Raw genomic sequence first — 25,600 nt, 5'->3', positions numbered from 1 at the left:
CCGCCCGCAGTGCTGAACGATCTCGACGAACGCATCGTGCACGCCCTCGCCGAGGACGCCCGCCGCTCCTACGCGGACATCGGGCAGCTCGTCGGCCTGTCCGCGCCGGCCGTCAAACGGCGCGTGGACCGGCTGCGCGCGACCGGCGCCATCACCGGGTTCACCGTCCGGGTGGACCCGTCGGCGCTCGGCTGGGAGACCGAGGGGTTCGTCGAGATCTACTGCCGCCGCAACACGTCGCCGGAGACCATCCAGCGGGGCCTGGAGCGCTACCAGGAGGTCGTGGCCGCGTCCACCGTCACCGGGGACGCGGACGCGGTCGCCCAGGTGTTCGCCTCCGACATGCGGCACTTCGAGCGGGTCCTGGAGCGGATCGCGGGGGAGCCGTTCGTGGAGCGGACCAAGTCCGTGCTCGTGCTGTCGCCGCTGCTGCGGCGCTTCTCCTCCGGATCGCCCACCTGATCCGTTCGTGCGGTCTAGCATCGGTCGCATGACGTGGCGACATTGACCTTCACCCGCCCCTGAGCCCCGCGTCCGGCGGCTGACCCGGACGCTGTACGGCTACGCCTTCCTGGACGACTTCGTCCTGCTGTACCCGGTCTACGCCCTGCTCTTCGACGACACCGGACTGTCCCTCGGGCAGACCTCCTCCCTCTTCGCCCTCTGGTCGGTCACCGGCGTGCTGCTGGAGGTCCCCTCCGGCGCCTGGGCCGACGCCGTCTCCCGTCGGCTGCTGCTGTGGCTCGGCCCGCTGCTGACCGCCGTCGGCTTCGCCCTGTGGGTGCTCGTCCCCTCGTACGGGGCGTTCGCGCTCGGCTTCGTCCTCTGGGGCGCCGGCGGAGCCCTGGGCTCCGGCGCGCTGGAGGCGCTGGTCTACGAGGAACTGGACCGGCTCGGCGCCGGTGAGGACTACGCCCGCGTGATGGGCCGGGCGCGTGCCGCGGGCCTCGTCGGCGTGATGGCCGCGATGGGACTGGCCGGGCCCGTGCTCGCGGTGGGCGGTTATTCGGCGGTCGGCGCGGCCGGCGTGCTGACCTGTCTGCTGACTGCGGCCGTGGCGACCCGCTTCCCCGAGCAGCGGTCGGCGACGGCCCGGAGCGAGAGCTGGTACGGCGCCCTGCGCGCCGTCGGCCGCCCCGGCCGGCCGGTCATCGCGGCCCTGCTGCTGGTCGCGGCCGTCGGCTCGGTGTGGGGCGCGCTCGACGAGTACACGCCGCTGCTGGTCCGCGACAGCGGAGTGCCGGACTGGGCCGGGCCCTATGCGCTTCTGCTGGTCTGGGCGGGGGCCACCGCGGGCAGCCTGCTCGCCGGTCCGGGCGAACGCCTCGGCGCGGCCGGGTTCGCGGGCCTGCTCGCCGGTTCCGCGCTGGCCCTCGCCGCCGGAGCCCTGGCCCGGGCGCCGGCCGGCCTGCTGCTGGTGGCCGTCGCCTTCGGCGGCTTCCAGCTGGCGACCGTGCTGGCCGACGCCCGGTTCCAGCGGCGGATCGACGACGGGGCGCGGGCCACCGTCACGTCGATCGCGGGGCTCGGCACGGAGCTGGCCACCGTCGCCGTGTTCGGCGCCTACGCGGCCATCGGTTCAAGGACCGGGCACAGCACGGCCTTCGCTGTGTTCGCGGCGCCGTACCTGGTGACGGCGACCCTGGTCGCGGGCACGGGCGTGGCGGGCCGCGGCCGAGGGGACCGAGCCTGAGGCACGGCCTTTTGGTCGCGGGCACGGGCGGGGCGGGCCGGAGACGAGCGGGTTCGCAGCGCGGGCTGGGGTGTGGCGGGCCGGTGGGGAGCGGGTCGGCGCGGGTGTGGCGGGCCGGAGACGAGCGGGTTCGCAGCGCGGGCTGGGGTGTGGCGGGCCGGTGGGGAGCGGGTCGGCGCGGGTGTGGCGGGCCGGAGACGAGCGGGTTCGTAGGGCGGGCTGGGGTGTGGCGGGCCGGTGGGGAGCGGGTCGGCGCGGGTGTGGCGGGCCGGAGACGAGCGGGTTCGCAGCGCGGGCTGGGGTGTGGCGGGCCGGTGGGGAGCGGGTCGGCGCGGGTGTGGCTGGTTGCCGTCGGGGGGAGCGGGCCGGCAGGGCGGGCTGGGGTGTGGCAGGCCGGAGGGGAGCAGGCCGACGCGGGAGTGGCTGGTCGCCGTCGAGGGGAGCGGGCCTGATGCGCGGCCCGGTCTCGCCTTGCGCCCGAGACGAGGAGACGCATGACAGGGGCGCGCAACGAATCGCCGGGTAACGCCGAACGGACGCAACGAACCGGCCATGAGCGCGCAACGGCTCCTCCTTGTCCGGCCGCGCCCGCCGCCCGTACCGTCTACGTGGCCCCCACACCCATTCGTCCTGGTGAGGAACACGCATGCGCACCGCCCTGCTCCAGAGCTCCGGCCGGCCCGGCTCCACCGTCGAGAACCTGAAGGTCCTCGACGACGCCGCGGGCCGCGCCGCCGCCGCCGGCGCGGGGCTGCTCGTCGCGCCGGAGATGTTCCTGACCGGATACGCCATCGGCGAGGACATCGCCCGCCTCGCCGAGCCCGCCGACGGCGACGCCGCCGACGCGATCGCGGAAACCGCCTCGCGGCACGGCCTGGCCATCGCCTACGGCTACCCGGAGCGCTCCGCGGACGTGGTCTTCAACTCCGCCCAGCTGATCTCCGCCGACGGCACACGGCTGGCCAACTACCGCAAGACCCACCTCTTCGGCTGCTTCGAGCGCGATCACTTCGCGCCGGGCGACCAGCCGGTCGTCCAGGCCGAGCTGGACGGGCTGAGGGTCGGCATCATGATCTGCTACGACGTGGAGTTCCCGGAGAACGTCCGCGCGCACGCCCTGGCCGGCACCGACCTGCTGCTGGTCCCGACCGCGCAGATGCACCCGTTCCAGTTCGTCGCCGAGTCGCTGGTGCCGGTGCGGGCCTTCGAGAACCAGATGTACGTGGCGTACGTCAATCGGGTCGGCCAGGAAGGCGAGTTCGAGTTCGTGGGGCTGTCCACCCTCGCCGGGCCGGACGGGTTCGCCCGCACGCGCGCCGGGCGCGGCGAGGATCTCGTCCTCGCCGACGTGGACCCCGCCTTCCTCGCCGCCTCGCGGGAGGCGAACCCGTACCTGAAGGACCGCCGCCCCGGCCTCTACGGGTCCTTGGTCTGAACCCCGCCCTCCTCACCCCTCGTACTTCGTTTCGCGCAAGGAGCCCGAACCCCATGACGTCCACGGTGCCCAACGCCGTCGAGCACGCCGACGCGCAGCAGCCGCCGATCACCATGTTCGGCCCGGACTTCCCGTACGCGTACGACGACTTCCTCGCCCACCCGGCGGGCCTCGGCCAGATCCCGGCGACCGAGCACGGCACCGAGGTCGCGGTCATCGGCGGTGGCCTGTCCGGCATCGTGGCGGCGTACGAGCTGATGAAGATGGGCCTCAAGCCCGTCGTCTACGAGGCCGACCGGATCGGCGGGCGACTGCGCACCGTCGGTTTCGAGGGCTGCGACCCGTCGCTGACCGCGGAGATGGGCGCGATGCGCTTTCCGCCGTCCTCCACGGCCCTGCAGCACTACATCGACCTGGTGGGCCTGGAGACGCGGCCCTTCCCCAACCCGCTGGCCGAGACGACCCCCTCGACCGTCGTCGACCTCAAGGGCGAGTCGCACTACGCCGAGACCATCGACGACCTGCCGCAGGTCTACCGCGACGTCGCCGACGCGTGGAACAAGTGCCTCGAAGAGGGCGCCGACTTCTCCGACATGAACCGGGCCATGCGCGAGCGGGACGTCAAGCGCATCCGCGAGATCTGGTCCCGGCTCGTCGAGAAGCTCGACAACCAGACCTTCTACGGCTTCCTGTGCGACTCCGAGGCCTTCAAGTCCTTCCGGCACCGGGAGATCTTCGGCCAGGTCGGCTTCGGCACCGGCGGCTGGGACACCGACTTCCCCAACTCCATCCTGGAGATCCTGCGGGTCGTCTACACCGAGGCCGACGACCACCACCGCGGCATCGTCGGGGGCTCGCAGCAGCTGCCGCTGCGGCTGTGGGAGCGCGAGCCGGAGAAGATCGTGCACTGGCCGTACGGCACCTCGCTGGCCTCGCTGCACGTGGGCGGCGAGCCCCGCCCGGCCGTGACGCGGCTGCACCGCACCGCGGGCAACCGGATCACCGTGACGGACGCGAACGGCGACATCCGCACCTACCAGGCCGCGATCTTCACCGCCCAGTCGTGGATGCTGCTGTCCAAGATCCAGTGCGACGACTCACTGTTCCCCATCGACCACTGGACCGCGATCGAGCGCACCCACTACATGGAGTCGTCCAAGCTCTTCGTGCCCGTGGACCGGCCGTTCTGGCTGGACAAGGACGAGGAGACCGGCCGCGACGTCATGTCGATGACGCTCACCGACCGGATGACCCGCGGCACCTACCTGCTGGACGACGGTCCGGACCAGCCGGCCGTGATCTGCCTGTCGTACACCTGGTGCGACGACAGCCTGAAGTGGCTGCCGCTGTCCGCGAACGAGCGGATGGAGGTCATGCTGAAGTCGCTCGGCGAGATCTACCCGAAGGTCGACATCCGCAAGCACATCATCGGCAACCCGGTGACCGTGTCCTGGGAGAACGAGCCCTATTTCATGGGTGCGTTCAAGGCAAACCTGCCCGGCCACTACCGCTACCAGCGGCGCCTGTTCACGCACTTCATGCAGGACCGGCTGCCCGAGGACAAGCGGGGCATCTTCCTCGCCGGTGACGACATCTCCTGGACGGCGGGCTGGGCCGAGGGCGCCGTCCAGACCGCGCTGAACGCGGTCTGGGGCGTCATGCACCACTTCGGCGGGACGACCGACGCGGCCAACCCCGGCCCCGGCGACGTCTACGACGAGATCGCGCCGGTGGAGCTCCCGGAGGACTGACCGGCGGTCACACCCCGGCCGCGCGGGCCCTCTCGTAGACCTGCGCGGCCACGTCCTTCAGCTCCTCGGCGTCCCTCGGGGTGGACTGGAGGTCCACGAGGACCTCATCCAGGCCGATCCCGGCGTACGGTACGAGGTCCTCGACGATCTGGTCGACGTCGCCCTGGAAGGGCCGGCGGTCCGGGCCGTCGTACGGCTTCGCGGAGTACTCCGCGTTCACCCGTACCACCGTCCGGATCGGCTCCGTACGCCCCCGCTCCTGCGCCAGCTCCTGCAGCCGGCGCCACTGCGCGGCCAGGCCCTCGGGGTCCATGCCGACCGGGAGCCAGCCGTCGGCGTGATCGACGAGCCGACGCTGTGCCTTGGGGCTGCTCGCGGCCAGCAGGAGGGGGATGGACCGGGCGGGCTTGGGGCCGACCAGCGCCGGCGCGATTTTCGTGAGCCGCCCGTCGTACGCGACCGGGTCCGGTCCCCAGACCGCGCGGCACACGCCGATCAGCTCGTCCAGGACCTGGCCGCGCTCCTCGAACGGACGGACCGACGCGGCCGCGTACTCGTCGAGGGACCAGCCCGTGCCGAGTCCGGCGATCACCCGGCCGCCGCTCGCCGCGTCCAGGCTCGCGAGGGCCTTGGCGAGCTGGAACGGCACGTGCAGCGGCGCCACCAGCACGCTGGTGCCGAGCTCGGCCCGCTCGGTGGCCGCGGCGGCCAGCGTGAGCGTCACCAAGGGGTCGGCGACGTGCCGGTAGGAGTCGGGCCAGGGCAGGCCCTCGATGCCGTACAGGCCCTGCGTGGCGGGCTCGGGGAACAGGGCCCGCTCGAACACCCACAGGCTGTCGTAACCGATCCGCTCGGCCGCGCGCGCCACGTCGGGCACGTCCCTGCCGAGGTCGTACTGCCGCATCTGGGGGAGGCTGAGACCGAGCCGGATCGCCATGCCTTGTGCTCCTTCGCAGTCGGGGTACCAGAAGACTCAACGCCCGGGACGGGCACGGTGATTCCGGGCGTGAGGGCCGGGAAGCGGACGCGTCAGTCCGGCAGCGGCGTGAGCATCATGCGTCCCGCGAGGCCCACCGCCGCGTCCAGCCGCTCGGTGAACTCCGCGGCGAGGTCCGGCAGTCGGCGCAGCGCCCACAGGGCCCGCGCCGCCGACCAGGTGGCGTCCCGGGCGCGCTCCAGGCTCCAGGCGCCGAGCAGATGGGTGAGCGGGTCGGCGATCTGGAGCAGGTCGGGACCCGGCATCAGATCCTCGCGGATGCGCTCCTCCAGCGTCACGAGGAGGTCGCCCACGTGGTCGAACTCGTCCTCCAGCTCGGCCGGTTCACAGTCGAGCGTACGACAGGCGTCCACGACGGCGAGCGCCAGATCGTGGCCGATGTGCGCGTTGACGCCCGCGAGCGCGAACTGCAGTGGCCGTACGCCGGGATGGCGGCGCAACTGGAACAGGGGCCGCCAGCAGGCCGGTGGACGCCGGCCGGCCGCTGCCGCGTCGACGGCCGCCAGGTAACGCTCCGCGAACCGTACGTCCAGCGTGGTCGCGGCACGCGCGTCGGGGAAGGCGCCGGTGCCGATGCGGTGGCCGACGGCCTCGGTGACGGCGAGGTAGACACGGTTGAAGACCGCGACCCCGTCCTGTGCGGGCAGGGCCGCGGCCAGCGCGCGCATCCGGGAGACGACCGCGTCGACGGGAGTGGTGAACTCTTCCAACTGCGTCATGGGGGCAGGGTCGCAGCCCTGGGCCGGCCCGGGTGCCGGCGAGCCCGACGCTTCCCCAGAACGGGGGAACGGTGCCGCCGCACGGGGGAAGCGCGGGGGAGAGCAGGGGGAACCGCTCGTGTCCGGCTCACCTGCCCAGCGCCTGGCCGCCCACCGGGCCGCGCGCAGGCGCCGTCCGGCGCGACGCCATGGTGGCGGCGGCCTCCGTCGTGACAGCGGTCGCCACCGTGACCGGCGTGCTGACCGCGCCGGCCCTCGCCGCGTCCATCCTTCCTCGGCGCCGTCCGCCGCCACTCCGTCGAAGGAGACCGCCACGCCACGCCCCGCCCGGCCGCACCGAACGGGAGCGGCGCACCGGTGTCGCGCGCACCCGCCTCTACCGCCATCCCGACCCACAGGTCCTGGACCGGGTCCGCGCCCACCCCGACGATCCCCGGCGCGCGTTCGTCGCCCGGAGCGACTGGATCGAGCGGTTCGCGGTCGGGCTGGGCTCCGGCGAGGTCGTCGTGATCCTGGAGCCCGACTCCGTCGCCCGGGCCGGCTGCCTGTCCGCCGCCGACCGCGCCGCGCGTTTCGCCTCACTGGCCCGCGCGGGCCGCGTCCTGAAGGCCGCACCCCCGAGGCGCGGGTGTACGACGACGCCGGCCACTCCGGCAGGAACCCCGCCGGCCGGCAGGTCGCGCTGCTGAGACAGCAGGGGGCGGTCTCGCCCGTCTCCTCCGACGGCGTCTTCGGCAAGGTCTCCACCTTCCACCGCACCGCCTACGAGATCGCCCACGACCGGTGGGTGCTGGACGCCCTCGGGGCCGTCATCGATGCCAGCCGCAATGGCGACGGGGCACCGGCGGACCGCGCGTGGTGCGACCCGCCCGGCCGGAAGATCGGCCGGACGCCCACCCTGTACACGGCGAGGCACGGATCGACGCCTACCTGTGGGTCAAGCTACGGGGGGCGGACGGGCGCCGGGGCGCGCCGGGGACCTTCCCCCTCCCTGCCTACGACTTCGCGTCGTCGTAGCGGGAGGTGCCCTCGTCCAGGAGCGGCTGCTGCGTCTTCAGATGGGCGGGGGCGAACGCCCGCAGTGCGTGGTAGCCGGTGATGACGACGAGCGTGCCGAGGGCGATGCCGCTCAGCGAGAACGTGTCGGTGAACTTGAGCGAGACGTTGCCGACGCCGATGATGATGCCCGCCGCGGCCGGCACGAGGTTCAGCGGATTGCGCAGGTCCACCTTGGAGTTGATCCAGATCTGCGCGCCGAGCAGCCCGATCATGCCGTACAGGATGACGGTGATGCCGCCGAGGACCCCGCCCGGGATCGCGGCCACCACCGCGCCGAACTTCGGGCACAGGCCGAACAGCAGGGCGAAGCCGGCGGCGGCCCAGTAGGCGGCCGTGGAGTAGACGCGGGTCGCGGCCATCACGCCGATGTTCTCGGAGTACGTCGTGGTGGGCGGGCCGCCGACCGCGGTGGACAGCATCGAGCCGACGCCGTCGGCGGCGATCGCCGTGCCGAGCTTGTCGTCCAGCGGGTCGCCGGTCATCTCGCCGACCGCCTTGACGTGCCCGGCGTTCTCCGCGACCAGCGCGATCACGACCGGCAGCGCGACGAGGACCGCCGACCACTCGAAGGACGGCCCGTGGAAGGCGGGCAGACCGATCCAGTCGGCCTCGGCGACGCCGGAGAGGTCGAGGCGCCAGTGGTCGGTGACCTTGCCGCTCGCGTCGACCGAGTGGATCCGGCCGAACACCAGGTCGAAGGCCCAGGAGATGCCGTAGCCGAAGATCAGGCCGAGGAAGATGGCGATGCGGGACCAGAAACCCCGCAGACAGACGACGGCCAGGCCGGTGAACAGCATCACCAGCAGGGCCGTCCACTGGTCCTGCGGCCAGTACGTGGACGCCGTGACCGGAGCGAGGTTGAAGCCGATCAGCATCACCACCGCGCCGGTCACGATCGGCGGCATCGTCGCGTGGATGATGCGCGCGCCGAACCGCCGCACGGCGAGGCCCACGACGAACAGCGCGGCGCCGACCACGAGGACCGCGCCGGTCACCGTGGCGCTCGTGCCGCCCTGCGCCCGGATCACCGCCGCGACGCCCACGAAGGACAGCGAGCAGCCGAGGTAGCTGGGCACCCGGCCGCGGGTGGCGAGCAGGAACACGACCGTGGCGACGCCCGACATCATGATCGCGAGGTTGGGGTCCAGGCCCATCAGGACCGGCGCCACGAAGGAGGCCCCGAACATCGCCACCACGTGCTGGGCGCCGAGCCCGGCCGTGCGGGGCCAGGACAGCCGCTCGTCGGGCCGGACCACCGCTCCCGGTGCCGGGGTGCGTCCGTCGCCGTGCAGTTTCCAGCGGACGCCGAGATCCATGGCAGGTGTCGCTTTCGTCGTACGTGCAGTCCGCACCATTGTCAGGGCTGGTCGTGGGTGCTCCGTACACGTGCGCGGTCGTTCACGATCTTCGGGCGGTCCCGGTCCCCGGAGCGCAGCACGCCCGCGAACGCCACGAGCCCGCTCGACAGGACGGTCACCAGGGCGAACGACACCACGAGGCTGGTCGCCTGGGCCAGCGTGCCGATCGCGCTCGGGGCGACCAGGCCGGAGGTGTACGTGATGGTCGCGACGCCCGCGATGGCCAGGCTGGGGTTCGGGCCGCTGCGGCCCGCCGCCGCGAAGCACAGCGGGACGACCACGGCGATGCCCAGACCCATCAGCGCGAAGCCCGCCATCACCCACGCCGGGTGGTCGGTGAGGACGATCAGCAGACCGCCGCAGGTGGCGAGGACGCCGCCGGAGCGGACGGTGCGGACCGAGCCGTAGCGGTCCACCACCTTGTCGCCGGCGATCCGGGCGAGCGCCATGGTGAGCGTGAAGCCGGTCGTGCAGGCCGCCGCGAGACCCGCCGACGTGCCCAGCTCGTCCTCCAGGTAGACCGCCGACCAGTCGAGGCTCGCCCCTTCCGCGAACACCGCGCAGAACCCGACAGCGCCGATCAGCAGCGCCGACCTGGGCGGCAGCGCGAAGCGGGGCGGCGGCTCCTCGTCCTCGGCGGGCTGCAGGTCCAGCACCCAGGTGCAGGCGATCAGGCCCAGCAGGGTCAGGCACGCGGCCGCCAGGGCGTGGTGCAGGCGGGCGTCCGTGCCCAGGTGCGCCGCGAGCGTGCCGCCGGCCGAGCCGATCAGGGCGCCCGCGCTCCACATGCCGTGCAGGCCGGACATGATGGAGCGGCCGAGACGGTTCTCGACCTCCACGCCGAGCGCGTTCATCGCGACGTCCGACATGCCGGCCGTGGCACCGAAGGCGAACAGGGCCAGGCAGAGCGCGAGCAGGTCGGGGGCGAGGGACGGCAGGGTCAGCGTCAGCGTCCACAGCGCGAGCAGTCCGCGCAGGGCGGTGCGGGCGCCGAAGCGGTGGCTGATCCGGCCCGCGAGCGGCATCGCGACGGAGGCGCCGAGGGCGGGGAAGGCGAGCGCGAGGCCGAGCTGGCCCGGGCTCACGGAGGCGTGGTCCTGGATCCAGGGGACCCGGGTGGCGAACGAGCCGGTGACCGCGCCGTGCACGGCGAACACGGCGGCCACGGCGTACCGGGCGCGTATCACCTCTCGGTGCTGGTGGACCACGTCCTTCATGTTCCCGCCCCTTGTCGTCGTTCGGCGCCGGCCGCGTTCGTCGGGTAAATTATCAGGGACCCTGCCTGATAGATAGAGGGCGTGGCGCGACCGGCCCGTCTGGAAGGATCCCGGCATGCCCGCATCCCCGAGCACCGCCCGAGCGATCAACGACCGGCTCGCGCTGCGGCTGCTGCAGCAGCAGGGGCCGTTGACGGCCGGGCAGCTGAAGCAGCTGACCGGCCTGTCCCGGCCGACGGTCGCCGACCTCGTCGAACGGCTCTCCGCCGCCGGCCTGATCGAGGTGGTCGGCGAGGCGGGGGAGCAGCGGCGCGGACCCAACGCGAAGCTGTACGGCATCGTCGCCGGCCGCGCGCACCTCGCGGCGCTGGACGTCCGTACCGAGGGCGTCTCCGTGATCGTGTCCGACCTGCTGGGCCGGGTGCTCGCCGAGGCGTCCGTGCCGATCGGCGACGACACCGGCACCGGGCCCGCGGTGGAGCAGGCGGTGGCGCTGGTCGAACGGGCGGCGAAGGAGGCGGGGGCGGACCGGCTGCACACCGTCGGCATCGGCGCGCCCGGCCTGATCGACCCCGCCACCGGCGAACTGCGGGACTCCTCCGGCCTGCCCGCCTGGCACCGGCGCCTGGTGGCGGCCCTCCAGGAGCGCCTGCCCGACGCCCGGGTGATCGTCGAGAACGAGACCAACCTCGCCGCGCTGGCGGAACAGCGGGAGGGGGCGGCGCGGGACCGCGACACGTTCGTGCTGCTGTGGCTGGGGCAGGGGACGGGCGCGGCGGTGGTCCTCGACGGGGCGCTCAGGCGGGGGGCGTCCGGAGGAACCGGCGAGATCGGGTTCCTGCCGGTGCCGGGAACGAACGGGGTCCCGTCGGCGACGGACTGCGCGGGCGGATTCCACTCGCTGGCGTCGGCGGGCGCGATCGCGGGGTTGGCGGGGGAGTGGGGGCTGGGGGCGGACGGGGGCGGTTCGGGAGCCGCGGAGCTGGTGCGGGGGGCCGTGGCGGCGGTCGGTGGTGCCGGGGCGGCGGGGGGTGGGTCCGCTGCGGTGCCCGAGACCTCCGCCGCCCGCTTCCTCCACGCCCTGGCCGATCGCCTCGCCATCGGCGTCGCCTCCGTCGTCGCCGTGCTGGACCCCGGGTGCGTGGTGCTCGGCGGGGAGGTCGGGCAGGCCGGCGGGGAGGTGCTCGCCGGGCTGGTGGAGGAACGGGTGCGGCGGATGTCGCCACTGGCCACCGAGGTGCGGGCCAGTGCCCTGGGCGGCGGTGCCGTGCTGCGCGGGGCGCTGCTGACCGCGCGGGACGGGGCCCAGGACGAACTGTTCGCACGGCCCGGACGGTAGGGCCGCGCCCCGTGGCGGCCCCGAGATGTGCGTCGTGCGGGGGTGGGGTCGCGTCCGCACTGTCTGGACGGTGGGGTCGCGCCCTGTGGCGGCCCCGCGATGTGCGCGGTGCGGGGGGTGGGGTCGCGCCCCGTGGCGGCCCCGCGATGTGCGCGGTGCGGGGGGTGGGGTCGCGCCCCGTGGCGGCCCCGAGACGTGCGCCGCGCGGGCGGTGGGGTCACGCCCTGTGGCGGCCCCGCGATGTGCGCGGTGCGGGGGGTGGGGTCGCGCCCCGTGGCGGCCCCGAGACGTGCGCCGCGCGGGCGGTGGGGTCACGCCCTGTGGCGGCCCCGAGACGTGCGCCGCGCGGGGGGGTGGGGTCGCGCCCTGTGGCGGCCCCGCGATGTGCGCGGTGCGGGGGGTGGGGTCGCGCCCCGTGGCGGCCCCGAGACGTGCGCCGCGCGGGCGGTGGGGTCACGCCCTGCGGTGGCCCCCGACGCGCACCGCCAGGTACTCCTCGAACGTGCCCTTCCCCACGGCCTGCGCCGGCGCGAGATGACCACCGTCACGGAAGGCGCGGTACGTCCGGCCCCACAGCGGCACGTTCACGATCGCCCGCCGGCGCCCCGTGGCCCTCAGATACGAGCGGGCCAGCGACTCGAACGTCCGGACCTCGGGGCCGCCCATGTCCTCGACCCGCCCGGCGGGCCGGCCCGAGGCCAGTTCCGCGAGCCGCGCCGCGACCTCGGCGGCCTCGATGGGCTGGTCCTTCAGCCCGGCCGGCAGCAGCACGACCGGCGGCTTGGCGAGGCTGTCGAACAACCGCAGGAGCAGATCGTGGAACTGCGTCGTGCGCAGCACGGTCCAGCCCAGACCCGACTCCTCGATCAGCCGCTCCACGGCGAACTTCGTCTCGTAGTAGCCGAGCGGCACCCGGTCGACCCCGACGATCGATATGTAGACGAGGTGCCCCACGCCGGCCCTGCGCGCCGCCGCGATCAGATGGGCCGCTGCCTCCTCGTCGCCGCCACCCTGCGTGGTCGCGCAGTGCACGATCGTGCCCACGCCCGCGACGGCCGCGTCCAGTACGGTGCCGCCCTCGCGCAGGTCGACGGCGTACGGCTGGGCGTGCCGGCTGAGCACCCGCATCTCGTGCCCGTCCGCGCGCAGCCGCTCGGTGACGAGCCGGCCGAGGGTTCCGGTGCCGCCGGTCACCAGGATCGTGGTCATGCTGCTCAGCCCCTTAGGACGCCGTGCGCTCCTTCCAGCTTGGCCGGGTCGAGCCCGGCGCGCAGGTCGGTGCCGGCACCCTCGCGCGGGCAAGGGCCGGCAGGCGACGGCCCGGAGCGCGAGGGCGCCCCTAGGGGAGACCCGGCGGCGGGCAAGGGCCGTCGTCACCGCCGCCGGGCCCGTCCTTGACCGGGGTCAGCAGGTACCGAGGTCCTGCCAGACCCCCACTCGCCGGTGGTGCCGGGCTCCTCGCCCTTCGTCCACCACTTGGCCTTCCACGAGTGCCCACGAAGGGCCACCGTGCTGCCTCCGCCGTACTCGGTCAGCGCGTTCCAGGCCGGAGCCGTGCACTGCCCCGTACCGCCTGTCGGCGTCGGCGTCGGCGTCGGCGGCCGCGAGCAGGGCGGGTCTGGATCGGTGACCTGAGGGGGACAGCACGGTCGGTTCCTCTCCACGAAGTTGCGCAGACCCTAGAGAGGACTAGACCAGTGCGTCAATAGGTCTGTACCAACTTAACCGAGCGTGCCGGGAGGGGAGTTGTGGCCGGTCCGGCCGTCCGGGATGTCCGGCGACGCGGCCTGTGAGACACCCCACACGGCCCGCCCGCATGGAAGGCGATCGGTCGTGGCACACTGGCCGTGTACCAATAGCAGCGCACTCCGGGGTCGGTGAAAGTCCGAACCGGCGGTTACAGTCCGCGACCCGGTCGCCTCCAGCGGCCGGTTGACCAGGTGAAATTCCTGGACCGACGGTTAAAGTCCGGATGGGAGGCAGTGCGCGGCGAGCGGGCATTCGTGCGCGCCGCCGACCGTGATCGTCCCGTGGGGGACGAGTCCGTCCGGTGTCGCCCCCGGTGTCTCGCTCGTACATTCTGTCGTCTCGACAGCCCCGGAGTCCGTGCCCGAAGAGGCAGGAGGACCCGGGAAGTGTTCACCGGAATCGTCGAAGAGCTGGGCGAGGTCACCGCCGTCGAGAATCTCGGCGACGCCTCCCGCTTCCGGCTTCGCGGCCCCGTCGTCACCGAGGGGGCACGACACGGCGACTCCATCGCCGTCAACGGCGTCTGCCTCACGGTCGTCGACCACGAGGGCGACGAGTTCACCGCCGACGTCATGGCCGAGACCCTCAAGCGCTCCAGCCTTGGCGTGCTCACGGTCGGCTCCCGCGTCAACCTCGAACGGCCCACCGCCGTGGGCGCCCGCCTCGGCGGCCACATCGTGCAGGGCCACGTCGACGGAACCGGCACCGTCCTGGAGCGGACCCCCTCCGAGCACTGGGAGATCGTGCGGATCTCGCTCCCCGCGGACCTCTCGCGCTACGTCGTCGAGAAGGGCTCCATCACCGTCGACGGCATCAGCCTCACCGTCGTCGAGGCCGGTCCCGACTACTTCACCGTCAGCCTGATCCCCACCACCCTCGCCCTGACCACCCTCGGCCTCAAGCAGCCCGGCGACCCGGTCAACCTCGAAGTCGACGTCATCGCCAAGTACGTGGAGCGGCTGCTGGCCGATCAGGGGGCCACCCGGTGAACTGGCTCAACTCCGAGGCCTTCACCCTCTTCGGCCAGCACATCAAGTGGTCGGACATGATCGGCAACGTGATCGGCCTCATCGCCCTGGCGCTCGGCTGGCGCCGCTCGATATGGACCTGGCCCGCCCAGTTCGTCTCCGGCCTGATCCTCTTCGCCGCCTTCGCCACCGCCCACCTCTCCGGAAGCGCGGGCAAGCAGGTCGTCGTGATGCTCGTCGCCGGCTACGGATTCTGGCAGTGGAACCGCGGCCGGCAGCAGGGGCAGGACGGCTCGATCGCCGTCCGCTTCGCCACCTGGCGCGAGCGGGCCGTGCTGCTCGGCGCGGCGGCGCTCGGCACTCTCGCGGTCGGCGGCCTGTTCACCGCGTACCCGACCCTGTCCTGGGACCCCTGGCCGGACGCCTACATCTTCGTCGGCACCGTCGTCGCCATGTACGCCCAGGCGCGCGGCATGGTCGAGTTCTGGCTTGCCTGGCTGCTCGTCGACCTCGTCGGCGTCCCCCTGAACTTCGCCAACGGCTTCGCCTTCTCCGGCTTCGTCTACGTCATCTACGGCGCGCTCGTCCTGTGGGGCCTGCGCGACTGGTGGCTGCGCTCCCGCCGGGACGCGCGGCCCGTCCTGGAAGGAGCACCGGCATGACCGCGGCCACCGTCCTCTACAGCACGGACGACTTCGACCTCACCCTCGACCCGGTCGAGCAGGCCGTCGCCGACATCGCCGCCGGCCGCCCGGTCGTGGTCGTCGACGACGCGGACCGCGAGAACGAGGGCGACCTCGTCATCGCCGCCGAGAAGGCGACCCCCGAGATCGTCGCCTTCATGATGAGCGAGTGCCGCGGACTGATCTGCGCCCCCATGGAGGGCGAGGAACTGGACCGGCTGCGGCTGCCGCAGATGGTCGACGACAACACCGAGTCGATGAAGACCGCGTTCACCGTCTCCGTCGACGCCTCCGCCGCCCACGGCGTGAGCACCGGCATCTCCGCGTCCGACCGGGCGACCACGCTCCAGCTGCTCGCGAGCGGCACGGCCGAGCCCACCGACCTCGTCCGCCCCGGCCACGTCTTCCCGCTGCGCGCCAAGCCCGGCGGCGTCCTCACCCGCAACGGCCACACCGAGGCAGCCGTCGACCTCGCCCGCCTCGCGGGCCTGCGCCCGGCCGGTGCCATCGTCGAGATCGCCGGCGAGGACGGCCGGATGCTCCGCCTGCCGGAGCTCGTGCCGTTCGCCCGCAAGCACGGCCTGACGATCATCTCCATCGAGGACCTGATCGCCTACCGGCGCAGCTCCGAGCCCACCGTCCGCCGCGAGGCCGAGACCCGGCTCCCCACCGCCCACGGCACCTTCACGGCGTACGGCTACCGCTCCACCGTGGACGGCGTCGAGCACATCGCCCTCGTCCACGGTGACCTCGGCGACGGCGAGGACGTCCTGGTCCGAATCCACTCCGAGTGCCTCACCGGCGACGTCTTCCACTCCCTGCGCTGCGACTGCGGCCCCCAGCTGGAGACCTCCCTGGAGCGCATCGCCACCGAGGGGCGGGGCGTGGTGGTCTATCTGCGCGGACACGAGGGACGCGGCATCGGCCTGCTGTCCAAGCTGCGCGCCTACGAGCTCCAGGAGCGCGGCCGGGACACCCTCGACGCCAACCTGGAGCTGGGCCTGCCCGCCGACGCCCGCGACTACGCGGCCGGCGCGCAGATCCTGACGGACCTCGGCGTGCGCAGCGTGCGCCTGATGACCAACAACCCCGAGAAGACCGACGCGCTCGTCCGGCACGGCATCGAGGTCACCGAGCGCGAGCCGATGCCCGTGACGGCGGGCGAGCACAACCTCCGCTACCTGCGCACCAAGCGGGACCGGATGGGCCACGACCTGCCGTGGTTGGACACGCCCGCCGTGACCACCTGCGGCAACCAGTAACACAGCGGCAAGAGAGCAACGAGGAGCAACGTGAGCGGCAAGGGCGCACCGGAACTGTCCGTACGCAACGTGGGTGACCTGCGGGTCGCCGTCATCGCGGCGCAGTGGCACGAGAAGGTGATGGACGGACTGGTCGACGGCGCGCTGCGCGCCCTGCGCGACCTGGGCATCGACGAGCCGACCCTGCTGCGGGTCCCCGGCAGCTGGGAGCTCCCGGTCGTCGCCAAGGTCCTCGCGGGCCGCGGCTACGACGCGGTCGTCGCCCTCGGCGTCGTCATCCGCGGTGGCACCCCCCACTTCGACTACGTGTGCCAGGGAGTCACCCAGGGCCTCACCCAGGTGTCCGTCGACACCGGCGTCCCCGTCGGCTTCGGCGTGCTCACGTGCGACACGGAGGAGCAGGCCCTGGACCGGGCCGGCCTGGAGGGCTCCAGCGAGGACAAGGGGCACGAGGCCGTGACCGCGGCGGTGGCGACCGCGGCTACGCTCCGTTCAGTATCCGAGCCCTGGCGTTAACCGGGCCGGAGCAACCCGTAGAGTGGGCGTCACCATGTCCAAGAAGACGTTCGAGGAGCTCTTCACCGAGCTCCAGCACAAGGCCGCCCACGGCGACCCCGCCACTTCCCGCACCGCGGAACTGGTCGAGAAGGGCGTCCACGCCATCGGCAAGAAGGTCGTCGAAGAGGCCGCCGAGGTCTGGATGGCCGCCGAGTACGAGGGCAAGGAGGCGGCCGCCGAGGAGATCTCCCAGCTGCTGTACCACGTCCAGGTGATGATGGTCGCCCGCGGGATCTCCCTCGACGACGTCTACGCCCACCTCTGAAGCCCGACCCCACAGCACACCGCGAAACACTGCGAACGAAGGAAGCCGACCTCATGCTGCGCATCGCCGTCCCCAACAAGGGTTCCCTCTCCGGCCCTGCGGCGGACATGCTGCATGAGGCCGGCTACCAGCAGCGCCGCGAGTCCAAGGAGCTGCGGATCGTCGACCCGGTGAACGACGTCGAGTTCTTCTACCTCCGCCCCCGCGACATCGCGATCTACGTCGCCTCCGGCCGGCTCGACATCGGCATCACCGGCCGCGACCTGCTGATCGACTCCGGAGCCAACGCCGAGGAGATCCTGCCGCTCGGCTTCGCACGCTCCACCTTCCGCTACGCCACCAAGCCCGGCACGATCGACGGCCCGGCGGACCTGAACGGGAAGACGGTCGCCACCTCCTACGAGGGCATCGTCGCCAAGCACCTCGCCGACAGCGGCATCGACGCCTCCGTCGTCCACCTCGACGGCGCCGTCGAGACCGCCATCCAGCTCGGCGTCGCCCAGGTCATCGCGGACGTCGTCGAGACCGGCACCAGCCTGCGCAACGCGGGACTGGAGGTCGTCGGCGAGCCGATCATGACCTCCGAGGCCGTGGTCATCCGCCGTACCGGCACGGACGGTGAGGAGCCCAAGGTGCAGCAGTTCCTGCGCCGGCTCCAGGGCGTCCTGGTCGCCCGGACGTACGTGATGATGGACTACGACTGCCGCGTGGAGCAGCTGGAGAAGGCCGTCGCGCTCACTCCCGGCCTGGAGTCGCCGACCATCTCGCCCCTGCACAACGAGGGCTGGGTCGCCGTCCGCGCCATGGTGCCCGCCAAGGACGCCCAGGGGATCATGGACGACCTGTACGACATCGGCGCGCGGGCCATCCTGACCACCGCCATCCACGCCTGCCGTCTCTGAGGAACACCGCACCGATGTCGGACCTGCCCACGCTGCCCGTCACCTTCCGGCCGGGCCGCACCCGCGCCGTCCTGCTCACCGCGGCCGTCGCGATCTTCGTCATCGTGTCGTCGATCGCACTGCTGCTGGACCGGCTCGGCCCCGGCGAGCGGATGAGTTTCGTCTTCCTGGCGGCCCTGCTGGCGGCCGTGGCGCTGATGCTGGCCCGCCCGAAGGTCGTCGCCGACGACACCGGCGTCACCGTCGTGAACTTCGCCAGCACCCGCCGGCTGGCCTGGGCGGAGATCGTCCAGGTGCACCTGCGGGTCGGCGACCCCTGGGTGTTCCTGGACCTCAGCGACGGCACCAGCCTGGCCGCGATCGGCATTCAGCCCGGTATCGCCAAGGCGCAGGCCGTCGCCGACGCGCGGGCGCTGCGCGCGCTGGTCGAGGCCCGTTCCGGCGAATCCCGGGACTGACTCGGCGCCGTTCACCCTGCCGCACCGGCCGGTGTCTTGATTAATCTGTTGGCGGAGGCGTTGTCAGTGACGCCTCCGCCCCTGTCGTGCCGGCCGGCGCACAGGGGTTCCTGCTACCCGAGGAGTGACCCTCTCCGGCGATGGACGGATCGTCCTGTAGTACCTGCGCCGCCCCCTGCCCACATAGCGCGGAGGCGGCGGCATCATGACCATCCCCCTGCTGCTGCTCGCAGCCGCTTTCCTGCTCATCCTCGCCAACGGCTTCTTCGTCGCGGCCGAGTTCGGCCTGGTCACGGTCGACCGCCCGGACGCCGAGCGGGCCGCCGCCGGGGGCGACCGACGGGCCCGCCGGGTCGTCGAGTCGCTGAAGGAGCTGTCCTTCCAGCTCTCCGGCACCCAGTTGGGCATCACCATCACCTCCCTGGTCGTCGGCATGCTCGCCGAACCGGCCCTCGCCCAGCTGCTGGACGGCCCCCTCACCGCCGTCGGCGTCCCCGACGGCGCGGTTTCCGGGGTGGCCGTGGTCATCGGCATGCTGCTGGCCTCGGCCGTGCAGATGGTGGTCGGTGAGCTCGTCCCCAAGAACTGGGCGGTGTCCCGCCCCATGCAGGTCGCGCGCTTCGTCGCCGGTCCGCAGCGTCTGTTCGCACGTGCGTTCAGGCCGGTGATCGCGGGGCTGAACTCCGTCGCCAACCGTCTGGTCCGCGCGCTCGGCGTCGAGCCCACCGAGGAGCTGGCCTCCGCCCGCACCCCCGGCGAGCTCGTCTCCCTGGCCCGGCACTCCGCGCGCGCCGGTGCCCTGGAGCAGGACACCGCGGACCTGTTCGTCCGCACGCTGTCGCTCGGCGAGCTGACCGCGCAGCACGTGATGACCCCGCGCGTGCGGGTCAGCGCCCTGCAGTCCTCGGCGACCGCCGAGGACGTGGTCAACCTGACCCGCGCCACCGGCCTGTCCCGCTTCCCCGTCTACCGGGAACGGATCGACGAGGTCGTCGGCATGGTCCACCTGAAGGACGCGCTCGCCGTCCCCGCGCCGGAGCGGCTGCGCACCCCCGTCGGCCGGATCGCCCGGCCGCCGCTGCTGGTCCCCGAGACGCTGCCGGTGCGGCCGCTGCTCGCCCGGTTGCGCAGCGAACAGCCGATCGCGGTCGTCGTCGACGAGTACGGCGGCACGGCCGGTGTCGTCACGCTGGAGGACATCGTCGAGGAGCTCGTCGGCGAGGTCCGTGACGAGCACGACGGTCACGACCTGCCCGAGCTGGCCTCCGCCCCGCCGGAGGACGGCCGCCCGGCCTGGGACGCCGACGGCAGCTGCCGGGTCGACGTCCTGCGGCGGATAGGCCTCGACGTGCCCGAGGGGCCGTACGAGACGGTCGCCGGTCTGATCGCCGACCTGCTCGGCCGGATCCCGGCCGTCGGCGACAGCGCCGAGCTGCCCGGCTGGCGGCTGTCCGTGCGCCGGGTCGGGCACTACCGCGCCGAGCGGGTGCGCATCGTGCGCACCGCCCCCGTCATGGAGGCCGTGCGATGAGCGTGCTCCAGCTCCTGTTCGCGGCGCTGCTCGTGCTCGCCAACGGCTTCTTCGTCGGCGCCGAGTTCGCGCTGGTCTCGGTCCGCCGCTCCCAGATCGAACCGCTCGGCACGACTCGGGCCCGCCAGGTGCTGTACGGCCTGGAGCGGCTGCCGCAGATGATGGCCGCCGCCCAGTTCGGCATCACCGTCTGCTCGCTGACGCTTGGCGCGGTCGCCGAGCCGACCGTGGCGCACCTGCTGGAACCGGTCTTCGCGTGGATCCACCTGCCCCATGCGGTGATCCATCCGCTGGGGTACGTCATCGCGCTCGCCACCGTCGTCTTCTTCCACCTCGTCATCGGCGAGATGGTCCCGAAGAACCTGGCGATGGCGGCGCCGGAGAAGGCCGCGCTGTGGCTGAGCCCCGGCCTGGTCGCCTTCGCCCGCCTCTGCCGCCCGATCACGGTCGCCCTCGGCGCCTGCGCCCAGGGCGTGCTGCGGCTCTTCCGGGTCGAGCCGAAGGACGAGGTCGAGGCGGTGTTCACCAGCGAGCAGCTCAACCGGCTCGTGGAGGACGCCGGTCAGGCCGGCCTGCTCGACCCCGAGGAGGCCGAACGGCTGGAGGACGCGCTGGAACTGGGCTCCCGCCCGGTCACCGACGTGCTCCTCGAGCGCGAGTCGCTGGTCACGGTCAGCCCTTCGGTCACCCCCGGCCGGATCATCGAGCTGACCGCCCGCACCGGGTACTCCCGTTTTCCGGTGGCCGCGCAGAACGGGGCCTTCATGGGGTACCTGCACGTGAAGGACGTCCTCGACCTGGAGGAGTCGGAACGGGCCGTCCCGCAGCATCTGTGGCGGCCGATGACGACACTCCGGTCCGAGCTGCCCCTGGACGACGCGCTCACCGTCATGCGCCGCGCCGCGACGCACCTGGCGCAGGTGGCGGACGGCTCCGGGCGGGTGCTGGGGCTGGTCGCGCTGGAGGACGTGCTCGAACTGCTGGTCGGTGAGGTACGGGACCCGGCGCACCGGGAGCCGCCGCCCGCACCGGCGGTGTCCGAGCCGCGGTCGGGCGAGGAGGTGCTCGCGGGCTGACGGCACGGGCCGCGGGATCCGTCACATGGCCGACGGGTCCTGCGGCCCCCTCCCCGACAGCACCTCGCCGTACGCCTGCATCAGATCCGGCAGCCGCAGCGTCGCCAGGTCCTCCCGCGACAGCGACCCCGGACAGGTCGACAGGCGCAGATCCCGGTACGCGCAGCTCTTCTCGTACAGCGTCCGCAGGAACCGCCCGTTGCCCAGCTCGTCGATCCACTCCTGGTCGACCACGTGTCCCGCGATCGAGCGCAGCTCCTCCAGCGACTCCTCGTCCCACGCGTCGCCGTTCTCGGCGGCCAGCACCTCGCCGATCGCGGTGAGTTCGAGGGGCCGGTACGAGGGGAAGTCCACGCGGGTCGTGAAGCGGGAGGACAGGCCGGGGTTGGCGGCGAGGAGGCGGTCCATGCCCTCCGGGTAGCCGGCCAGGATCACCACCAGGTGGTCCCGGTTGTCCTCCGCCCGCTTCAGCAGCACCTGCAACGCCTCGTCGCCGTACGCGTCGCCCTTGCCGTAGCCGGAGTTGGACAGCGCGTAGGCCTCGTCGACGAACAGCACCCCGCCGAGCGCGGAGTCGATCAGCTCGTTGGCCTTCACGGCGGTCTGCCCGAGGTACTCGCCGACCAGGTCCGCCCGCTGGGCCTCCACGAGGTGGTCGCCGCCGAGCAGTCCGAGGGCGTAGAAGACGCGGCCCAGGATGCGGGCGACCGTGGTCTTGCCGGTGCCGGACGGGCCGGAGAAGACGAAGTGCCGCTTCGGCGGCTGTACCGGCAGGCCCTGACCGGCCCGCAGCCGGGCCATGTTCAACTGTGCCGACAGGGCCTTGACCTGGCGTTTCACCGGTTCCAGGCCCACCATGCGCTCGAGTTCGGCGAGCGCCTCCTCGAGTAAGGCGGGGTCGGTCGGCCCGGAGGGCAACGGCTGGGAGGGCACCAAGCTCTTCTCCCGTACCGCCGGACCGGTGACCGACGGCGGCGGCCCGGCGGGCGGCGGCGCGGAATCGGTCGGTCTCAGGTCCCGGCCCTCGAGGCCGAACAGCGGGTCGAGCACGTCGGGGCCGTCGACGCTGTCCTGCCCGGCGCCGGTGAGCGTGATCGAGGCGAGGTCGGCGGAGTCGTCGTACCCGTCGCCCTCGGCGATCGCCGCCAGCCGGGCGGAAGTGTCCATGAAGGCGGGGTCGACGCGGTGCACCGCCCGGTACAGGGGGAGTGCGGCGGCGGAGCGGCCGGTGCCCTCATGGGCGCGGGCGAGCCAGTAGCGCAGCTCCTTGCGTTGCGGCTGTTCGCTGCGGCACCGCATCAGGGCCGCCGACAGCAGCGGCTCGGCCTGCCCGTACATCTCCAGGCGGACCCTGGCCATGCCGCCGAAGAGACCGGCCTCGATGCCGAGCAGCGGGTCGTCGAGGAGCGGGTCGGTGTGCCGTACCAACTGCTCCCAGTCCTTGACCAGATAGGCCCGGCAGGCGTGCAGGAACCGCACCTGGTGGTCGGTGTCGATGGGCGGCAGGCCCGCCAGCGCGCGGTCCAGCTCGGGGACGTGGCGGCCGTCCAGCCAGTGCGAGGCGTGCGCCAGCAGCAGGTCGCGCGGGGTCTCCAGCACGGGCTGCACCCACCAGCCCAGCCAGTACCAGGAGTTGAGGGTGCGCCGGTGTCGGGTGCGCTGTTCGCCGAAGCGCTCCCGGTGCCGGAACATCCGCAGCAGCGCGGTCGTCGTGTCCACCCGCAGCGCGTGCAGCCCGAGCCAGCCGTCGGCCATCCCGGGATCCAGCCGGACCGCGGCCCGGAACTCCTCCTCGGCCTGCGGGTAGGCGCCCATGGTGTAGGCGTCCACGCCGCGCAGCCAGGCCAGGTCGGCCGGGGCCTCGGGGCCCTGCGTGCCGAAGTCCATGACGTCCCCCCACAAACCGAGCCCCCGCTGGTTCGCCGCCGGGCCGTCGCCCGTCGGCCGACTACGCTCGAACCTCCGTGCCGCGGACCGGAGTTGCAACGGTGCGCGGAGCAGCCGTTCACAGGTCGCACCGAGGGCATCGTACCCGCGGGTCGGTGCCCGCCGTAGGGTGCGGCACGGGGCGTTCGACGAGGTGGGAGCGGAGGTGGCGCGGCACGCATGGTGACCGAGGGTGAGCGGAAGACGCCTCGGAGCGTCCGGCGGAAGTGAATGAGGGCAGAACGAAGCCCCCGATCACGGGGGAACAACCGGGGGCTTCGCGTCTGTCGGCGACCGCGCTGGGCCGCTCATTGAGAACGTAAGTCCTGTACGGCCCCCCGGTCAAGCCGAGTTGAGGCACTCGGCCAAGTTCAGCCGCAAGGGTCTTCACACGTTCAGCACAATGGGGACGGCCCGTCACCGTCCGTCACATCCTGGTCCGGACCAGGCTGTCCCGCTGGTCCCGGCAGCACCTCATAACCCCTGGGCAACGCGTGCACCAGGAGGTCCGCGAAGGGGCGCGTGGGGTCGTCGGCGAAATGCCGCCGCTCCGCCCGGACCCACCCGGCCCAGAACTCCTGCTGTTCCTCCCCGTCCCGCAACTGCCCCCGAGCCCAGGCGTCCTCGTGCGGCAACTCCAGCCACAGCAGTCGCGCCAGGTGGGGACGCAGGGCGCGGCGGCCGGCGCCGACGCCCTCGACGACGACCACCGGCGCGGGCGGCAGCGGGCGGGGCGGACCGAACCGGCGGGCGCGCCAGTCGTAGGGGGCGTAGTGCGCGCTCTCGCCCCGGCCGAGGGGTTCGATGACCTGGCTGAGCAGGCGGCCGGTCCACGCGAACAGCTCGTCGTGGCTGGCGATGTCGTCGAGGTGCAGCACCGGGGCGCCGCCCAGCGCGTCCGCCAACCGACCGGCGAACGTGGTCTTTCCGGAGCCCGCATGCCCGTCGACGCCGATCAGGCGGACGGGGCCGCAGGACGGGGGCAGGCCGCGCAGCAGGCGGGCGAGCCCGGACAGCGAGGCGGCCGGGGTGAGGCGGTGGGAGTGCGACACGTTCCCATCATCCCCCAGCTCATGCCAGTGGTCCCGACCAATATTGCCGGGCGCGGCATGGTCCGAAGTGCTGGCAGTGGCGGCCTCCTGCGGCCATAGTTGGCGCACACATCCATGCACTGGACCTGCCCCGACTCCGACCCCGGGAGCCAACCGCCCATGAGCAGAGCCGAACAGCCGTCCCGCAGAGCCCTGCTGGCCGCCGCGGTCGTCGCCGCCGTCGCCGGCGGCGCGGGCCCGGCGGCCGCCGCCTCCTCAGCCCCCGCCGGCGACCCGGTGACGGCCGATCCCACCGAGGCGCCGGCCCGTCGGGTCGACAACCGCTTCTGGACGACGTACACCGACTGGCGCGGCGGTGCCGCCCAGGGCGCCCGTGCCGTCCCCGGCGTCCGCCCCGGAGTGGTGCTCGCCACCCCGGCCGGCACCACCGCCTACCCCGACCCGCACACCGGGAAGACCTCCACCTGGGAGTACGCGACCTGGACCTCCCCGGTCCACCGGCTCGCCGTTCCCGCGACCGAGGTGATCGCCTCCTGGAACGCGCACACCCCGGCCGGCACCTGGATCCAGGTCGACCTGCGCGGCACCTACTCCGACGGCACGGACACGCCCTGGTACGTCATGGGCCGCTGGGCGGCCGGCGACCAGGACATCAGGCGCACCTCCGTGGACGACCAGACCGACGGCAAGAGCACGATCTGGACCGACACGTTCGCCGTCGACGACCCGGCGTCGGGCCTGCGCCTCACCTCGTACCGCCTGCGTCTGACCCTCTACCGCGAGCCCGGCACCCGGCTCACGCCCACGGTCTGGCGGCTCGGCGCGATGGGTTCCGACGTCCCGGACCGGTTCACGGTCCCAGCCTCCACGCCGCGCCTCGCCGAGGAGCTGGTCGTGCCGAGGTACTCACAGGAGATTCACAAGGGGCAGTACCCCGAGTACGACAACGGCGGCGAGGCCTGGTGCAGCCCCACCTCCTCGCAGATGATCATCGAGTACTGGGGCGGCCGGCTCACCGAGGAGCAGCTGGCCTGGGTCGATCCGAGCTACGCCGACCCGCAGGTGTGCCACGCGGCCCGCTCCACGTACGACTACCAGTACGCCGGCTGCGGCAACTGGCCTTTCAACGCCGCCTACGCGGCCACCTTCCCCGGCCTGCAGGGCGTGGTCACCCGGCTCGGCTCGCTCACCGACCTGGAGACGCTGATCGCGGCCGGCATCCCGGCCATAACGTCCCAGTCGTTCCTGGCGAGCGAGCTGACGGGCGCGGGCTACGGCACCTCCGGCCACCTGATGACCGTCATCGGCTTCACCGCCGACGGCGACGTGATCGCCAACGACCCGGCGTCGCCGAGCAACCAGGCCGTCCGCCGGGTCTACGACCGACGCGAATTCGAGAACATCTGGCTGCGCACCAAGCGGTACAACGCCTCCGGCAACGTCGCTTCCGGCACCGGCGGGGTGTGCTACCTCTACTTCCCGGCGCTGCCGACCGGCCGCCAGCGGCTGGCGCTCGAAGCGGTGGGCGTTCGCTGAAGCCGGCGCCCGACGGCCCCCGGATCCCCTCCGGGGGCCGTCGTCCGCTGTGACCAACGTCTCCGC

General features: G+C 72.9%; 22 protein-coding genes, 2 pseudogenes and 1 riboswitch. Of the genes and pseudogenes, 16 read left to right on the top strand and 8 right to left on the bottom strand.

Going from position 1 to position 25,600, the window contains the following annotated elements; translation table 11 throughout:
• Positions 1 to 9 precede the first annotated feature (9 nt).
• The 4 genes from IPT68_RS06365 to IPT68_RS06350 all read left to right on the top strand — a co-directional run bounded on the left by IPT68_RS06365 (position 10) and on the right by IPT68_RS06350 (position 4,879).
• Positions 10 to 462: an Lrp/AsnC family transcriptional regulator gene (locus IPT68_RS06365; protein ID WP_043498934.1), complete on the top strand. Its 453-nt coding sequence runs from the start codon at positions 10 to 12 to the stop codon at positions 460 to 462.
• A gap of 79 nt (positions 463 to 541) precedes the next feature.
• Positions 542 to 1,693 carry an MFS transporter gene (locus IPT68_RS06360; RefSeq protein ID WP_189699790.1) on the top strand — a complete coding sequence of 384 codons (1,152 nt, stop codon included), beginning with the start codon at positions 542 to 544 and terminating at the stop codon, positions 1,691 to 1,693.
• Between the two features lie 646 nt (positions 1,694 to 2,339).
• On the top strand, positions 2,340 to 3,128 hold the full coding sequence (locus tag IPT68_RS06355; RefSeq protein ID WP_189699728.1) for a carbon-nitrogen hydrolase family protein: 789 nt from the start codon (positions 2,340 to 2,342) through the stop codon (positions 3,126 to 3,128).
• 53 nt (positions 3,129 to 3,181) lie between these two features.
• Positions 3,182 to 4,879: a flavin monoamine oxidase family protein gene (locus IPT68_RS06350; protein WP_189699729.1), complete on the top strand. Its 1,698-nt coding sequence runs from the start codon at positions 3,182 to 3,184 to the stop codon at positions 4,877 to 4,879.
• A 7-nt stretch (positions 4,880 to 4,886) separates the two neighbouring features.
• Here the strand turns inward: IPT68_RS06350 and IPT68_RS06345 are convergent, their stop codons facing one another.
• Together IPT68_RS06345 and IPT68_RS06340 are read right to left on the bottom strand one after the other, a co-directional pair.
• Entirely contained in the window at positions 4,887 to 5,816 is a 930-nt protein-coding gene (locus IPT68_RS06345; protein ID WP_189699730.1) for an LLM class F420-dependent oxidoreductase, read from the bottom strand.
• 92 nt (positions 5,817 to 5,908) lie between these two features.
• Complete coding sequence (locus IPT68_RS06340) at positions 5,909 to 6,595, bottom strand: DUF5995 family protein (protein ID WP_189699731.1); 687 nt, start codon at positions 6,593 to 6,595, stop codon at positions 5,909 to 5,911.
• Positions 6,596 to 6,783: 188 nt separating this feature from the next.
• Between IPT68_RS06340 and IPT68_RS06335 the strand changes: the two are divergent.
• Positions 6,784 to 7,612: pseudogene (locus tag IPT68_RS06335) on the top strand (glycoside hydrolase family 6 protein).
• Here IPT68_RS06335 and IPT68_RS06330 read toward each other — a convergent pair.
• Together IPT68_RS06330 and IPT68_RS06325 are read right to left on the bottom strand one after the other, a co-directional pair.
• Complete coding sequence (locus IPT68_RS06330) at positions 7,591 to 8,970, bottom strand: uracil-xanthine permease family protein (RefSeq protein WP_189699732.1); 1,380 nt, start codon at positions 8,968 to 8,970, stop codon at positions 7,591 to 7,593. The pseudogene IPT68_RS06335 and the gene IPT68_RS06330 overlap by 22 nt on opposite strands.
• A gap of 41 nt (positions 8,971 to 9,011) precedes the next feature.
• Positions 9,012 to 10,229, bottom strand: a complete 1,218-nt coding sequence (locus IPT68_RS06325; RefSeq protein ID WP_189699733.1) for an MFS transporter — start codon at positions 10,227 to 10,229, stop codon at positions 9,012 to 9,014.
• Positions 10,230 to 10,344: 115 nt separating this feature from the next.
• Between IPT68_RS06325 and IPT68_RS06320 the strand changes: the two genes are divergently transcribed.
• Positions 10,345 to 11,568, top strand: a complete 1,224-nt coding sequence (locus IPT68_RS06320) for an ROK family transcriptional regulator (RefSeq protein WP_189699734.1) — start codon at positions 10,345 to 10,347, stop codon at positions 11,566 to 11,568.
• Between the two features lie 453 nt (positions 11,569 to 12,021).
• Here IPT68_RS06320 and IPT68_RS06315 read toward each other — a convergent pair whose 3' ends face one another.
• Together IPT68_RS06315 and IPT68_RS06310 are read right to left on the bottom strand one after the other, a co-directional pair.
• The gene (locus IPT68_RS06315) at positions 12,022 to 12,777 is read right to left on the bottom strand and encodes an SDR family oxidoreductase (RefSeq protein WP_189699735.1); all 756 of its coding nucleotides are present in this window, start codon (positions 12,775 to 12,777) and stop codon (positions 12,022 to 12,024) included.
• Positions 12,778 to 12,972: 195 nt separating this feature from the next.
• Positions 12,973 to 13,169 (bottom strand): annotated as a pseudogene (locus IPT68_RS06310) (carbohydrate-binding protein); the annotation flags it as partial.
• A 258-nt stretch (positions 13,170 to 13,427) separates the two neighbouring features.
• Positions 13,428 to 13,558, top strand: a riboswitch (FMN riboswitch).
• 145 nt (positions 13,559 to 13,703) lie between these two features.
• On the opposite strand from IPT68_RS06310, the gene IPT68_RS06305 reads away from it, so the two are divergent.
• The 9 genes from IPT68_RS06305 to IPT68_RS06265 all read left to right on the top strand — a co-directional run bounded on the left by IPT68_RS06305 (position 13,704) and on the right by IPT68_RS06265 (position 21,020).
• Positions 13,704 to 14,306: a riboflavin synthase gene (locus tag IPT68_RS06305; protein WP_189699736.1), complete on the top strand. Its 603-nt coding sequence runs from the start codon at positions 13,704 to 13,706 to the stop codon at positions 14,304 to 14,306.
• Positions 14,303 to 14,947 carry a nicotinamide mononucleotide transporter family protein gene (locus IPT68_RS06300; RefSeq protein ID WP_189699737.1) on the top strand — a complete coding sequence of 215 codons (645 nt, stop codon included), beginning with the start codon at positions 14,303 to 14,305 and terminating at the stop codon, positions 14,945 to 14,947. Before IPT68_RS06305 ends, IPT68_RS06300 begins: the two co-directional genes overlap by 4 nt.
• Entirely contained in the window at positions 14,944 to 16,230 is a 1,287-nt protein-coding gene (locus IPT68_RS06295) for a bifunctional 3,4-dihydroxy-2-butanone-4-phosphate synthase/GTP cyclohydrolase II (RefSeq protein WP_189699738.1), read from the top strand. The genes IPT68_RS06300 and IPT68_RS06295 overlap by 4 nt, the downstream gene beginning before the upstream one ends.
• 30 nt (positions 16,231 to 16,260) lie before the next feature.
• Positions 16,261 to 16,746 carry a 6,7-dimethyl-8-ribityllumazine synthase gene (gene ribH, locus IPT68_RS06290; protein ID WP_189699739.1) on the top strand — a complete coding sequence of 162 codons (486 nt, stop codon included), beginning with the start codon at positions 16,261 to 16,263 and terminating at the stop codon, positions 16,744 to 16,746.
• Between the two features lie 34 nt (positions 16,747 to 16,780).
• Positions 16,781 to 17,053, top strand: a complete 273-nt coding sequence (locus tag IPT68_RS06285; protein WP_048458133.1) for a phosphoribosyl-ATP diphosphatase — start codon at positions 16,781 to 16,783, stop codon at positions 17,051 to 17,053.
• Between the two features lie 53 nt (positions 17,054 to 17,106).
• Positions 17,107 to 17,955 carry an ATP phosphoribosyltransferase gene (gene hisG, locus IPT68_RS06280; RefSeq protein WP_189699740.1) on the top strand — a complete coding sequence of 283 codons (849 nt, stop codon included), beginning with the start codon at positions 17,107 to 17,109 and terminating at the stop codon, positions 17,953 to 17,955.
• 14 nt (positions 17,956 to 17,969) lie between these two features.
• Positions 17,970 to 18,413, top strand: a complete 444-nt coding sequence (locus IPT68_RS06275) for a PH domain-containing protein (protein WP_189699741.1) — start codon at positions 17,970 to 17,972, stop codon at positions 18,411 to 18,413.
• Between the two features lie 205 nt (positions 18,414 to 18,618).
• Positions 18,619 to 19,944: a hemolysin family protein gene (locus tag IPT68_RS06270; RefSeq protein WP_189699742.1), complete on the top strand. Its 1,326-nt coding sequence runs from the start codon at positions 18,619 to 18,621 to the stop codon at positions 19,942 to 19,944.
• The gene (locus IPT68_RS06265) at positions 19,941 to 21,020 is read left to right on the top strand and encodes a hemolysin family protein (RefSeq protein ID WP_189699743.1); all 1,080 of its coding nucleotides are present in this window, start codon (positions 19,941 to 19,943) and stop codon (positions 21,018 to 21,020) included. The genes IPT68_RS06270 and IPT68_RS06265 overlap by 4 nt, the downstream gene beginning before the upstream one ends.
• A 21-nt stretch (positions 21,021 to 21,041) precedes the next feature.
• On the opposite strand, the gene IPT68_RS06260 is transcribed toward IPT68_RS06265, so the two are convergent.
• Together IPT68_RS06260 and IPT68_RS06255 are read right to left on the bottom strand one after the other, a co-directional pair.
• On the bottom strand, positions 21,042 to 22,907 hold the full coding sequence (locus tag IPT68_RS06260; protein ID WP_189699744.1) for an AAA family ATPase: 1,866 nt from the start codon (positions 22,905 to 22,907) through the stop codon (positions 21,042 to 21,044).
• A 434-nt stretch (positions 22,908 to 23,341) separates the two neighbouring features.
• Entirely contained in the window at positions 23,342 to 23,998 is a 657-nt protein-coding gene (locus tag IPT68_RS06255; protein ID WP_228040291.1) for a uridine kinase family protein, read from the bottom strand.
• 159 nt (positions 23,999 to 24,157) lie between these two features.
• On the opposite strand from IPT68_RS06255, the gene IPT68_RS06250 reads away from it, so the two are divergent.
• A complete protein-coding gene (locus IPT68_RS06250; RefSeq protein WP_194074056.1) occupies positions 24,158 to 25,534 on the top strand; it encodes a peptidase C39 family protein in 1,377 nt (458 codons plus the stop codon).
• The last annotated feature ends 66 nt before the right edge of the window (positions 25,535 to 25,600 follow it).

This window comes from Streptomyces chromofuscus (assembly GCF_015160875.1).
GTDB classification, from domain to species: Bacteria; Actinomycetota; Actinomycetes; order Streptomycetales; family Streptomycetaceae; genus Streptomyces; species Streptomyces chromofuscus.
The sequence above is the reverse complement of the archived record's forward strand: the minus strand, read 5'-3'. Positions and strand labels throughout refer to the sequence as shown.

Coding starts and splice junctions, on each gene's coding strand:
- IPT68_RS06355 (WP_189699728.1), top strand. CDS start 2,340: ATGCGCACCGCCCTGCTCCAGAGCTCCGGCCGGCCCGGCTCCACCGTC.
- IPT68_RS06350 (WP_189699729.1), top strand. CDS start 3,182: ATGACGTCCACGGTGCCCAACGCCGTCGAGCACGCCGACGCGCAGCAG.
- IPT68_RS06345 (WP_189699730.1), bottom strand. CDS start 5,816: ATGGCGATCCGGCTCGGTCTCAGCCTCCCCCAGATGCGGCAGTACGAC.
- IPT68_RS06340 (WP_189699731.1), bottom strand. CDS start 6,595: ATGACGCAGTTGGAAGAGTTCACCACTCCCGTCGACGCGGTCGTCTCC.
- IPT68_RS06330 (WP_189699732.1), bottom strand. CDS start 8,970: ATGGATCTCGGCGTCCGCTGGAAACTGCACGGCGACGGACGCACCCCG.
- IPT68_RS06325 (WP_189699733.1), bottom strand. CDS start 10,229: ATGAAGGACGTGGTCCACCAGCACCGAGAGGTGATACGCGCCCGGTAC.
- IPT68_RS06320 (WP_189699734.1), top strand. CDS start 10,345: ATGCCCGCATCCCCGAGCACCGCCCGAGCGATCAACGACCGGCTCGCG.
- IPT68_RS06315 (WP_189699735.1), bottom strand. CDS start 12,777: ATGACCACGATCCTGGTGACCGGCGGCACCGGAACCCTCGGCCGGCTC.
- IPT68_RS06295 (WP_189699738.1), top strand. CDS start 14,944: ATGACCGCGGCCACCGTCCTCTACAGCACGGACGACTTCGACCTCACC.
- IPT68_RS06285 (WP_048458133.1), top strand. CDS start 16,781: ATGTCCAAGAAGACGTTCGAGGAGCTCTTCACCGAGCTCCAGCACAAG.
- hisG (WP_189699740.1), top strand. CDS start 17,107: ATGCTGCGCATCGCCGTCCCCAACAAGGGTTCCCTCTCCGGCCCTGCG.
- IPT68_RS06275 (WP_189699741.1), top strand. CDS start 17,970: ATGTCGGACCTGCCCACGCTGCCCGTCACCTTCCGGCCGGGCCGCACC.
- IPT68_RS06270 (WP_189699742.1), top strand. CDS start 18,619: ATGACCATCCCCCTGCTGCTGCTCGCAGCCGCTTTCCTGCTCATCCTC.
- IPT68_RS06265 (WP_189699743.1), top strand. CDS start 19,941: ATGAGCGTGCTCCAGCTCCTGTTCGCGGCGCTGCTCGTGCTCGCCAAC.
- IPT68_RS06260 (WP_189699744.1), bottom strand. CDS start 22,907: ATGGACTTCGGCACGCAGGGCCCCGAGGCCCCGGCCGACCTGGCCTGG.
- IPT68_RS06250 (WP_194074056.1), top strand. CDS start 24,158: ATGAGCAGAGCCGAACAGCCGTCCCGCAGAGCCCTGCTGGCCGCCGCG.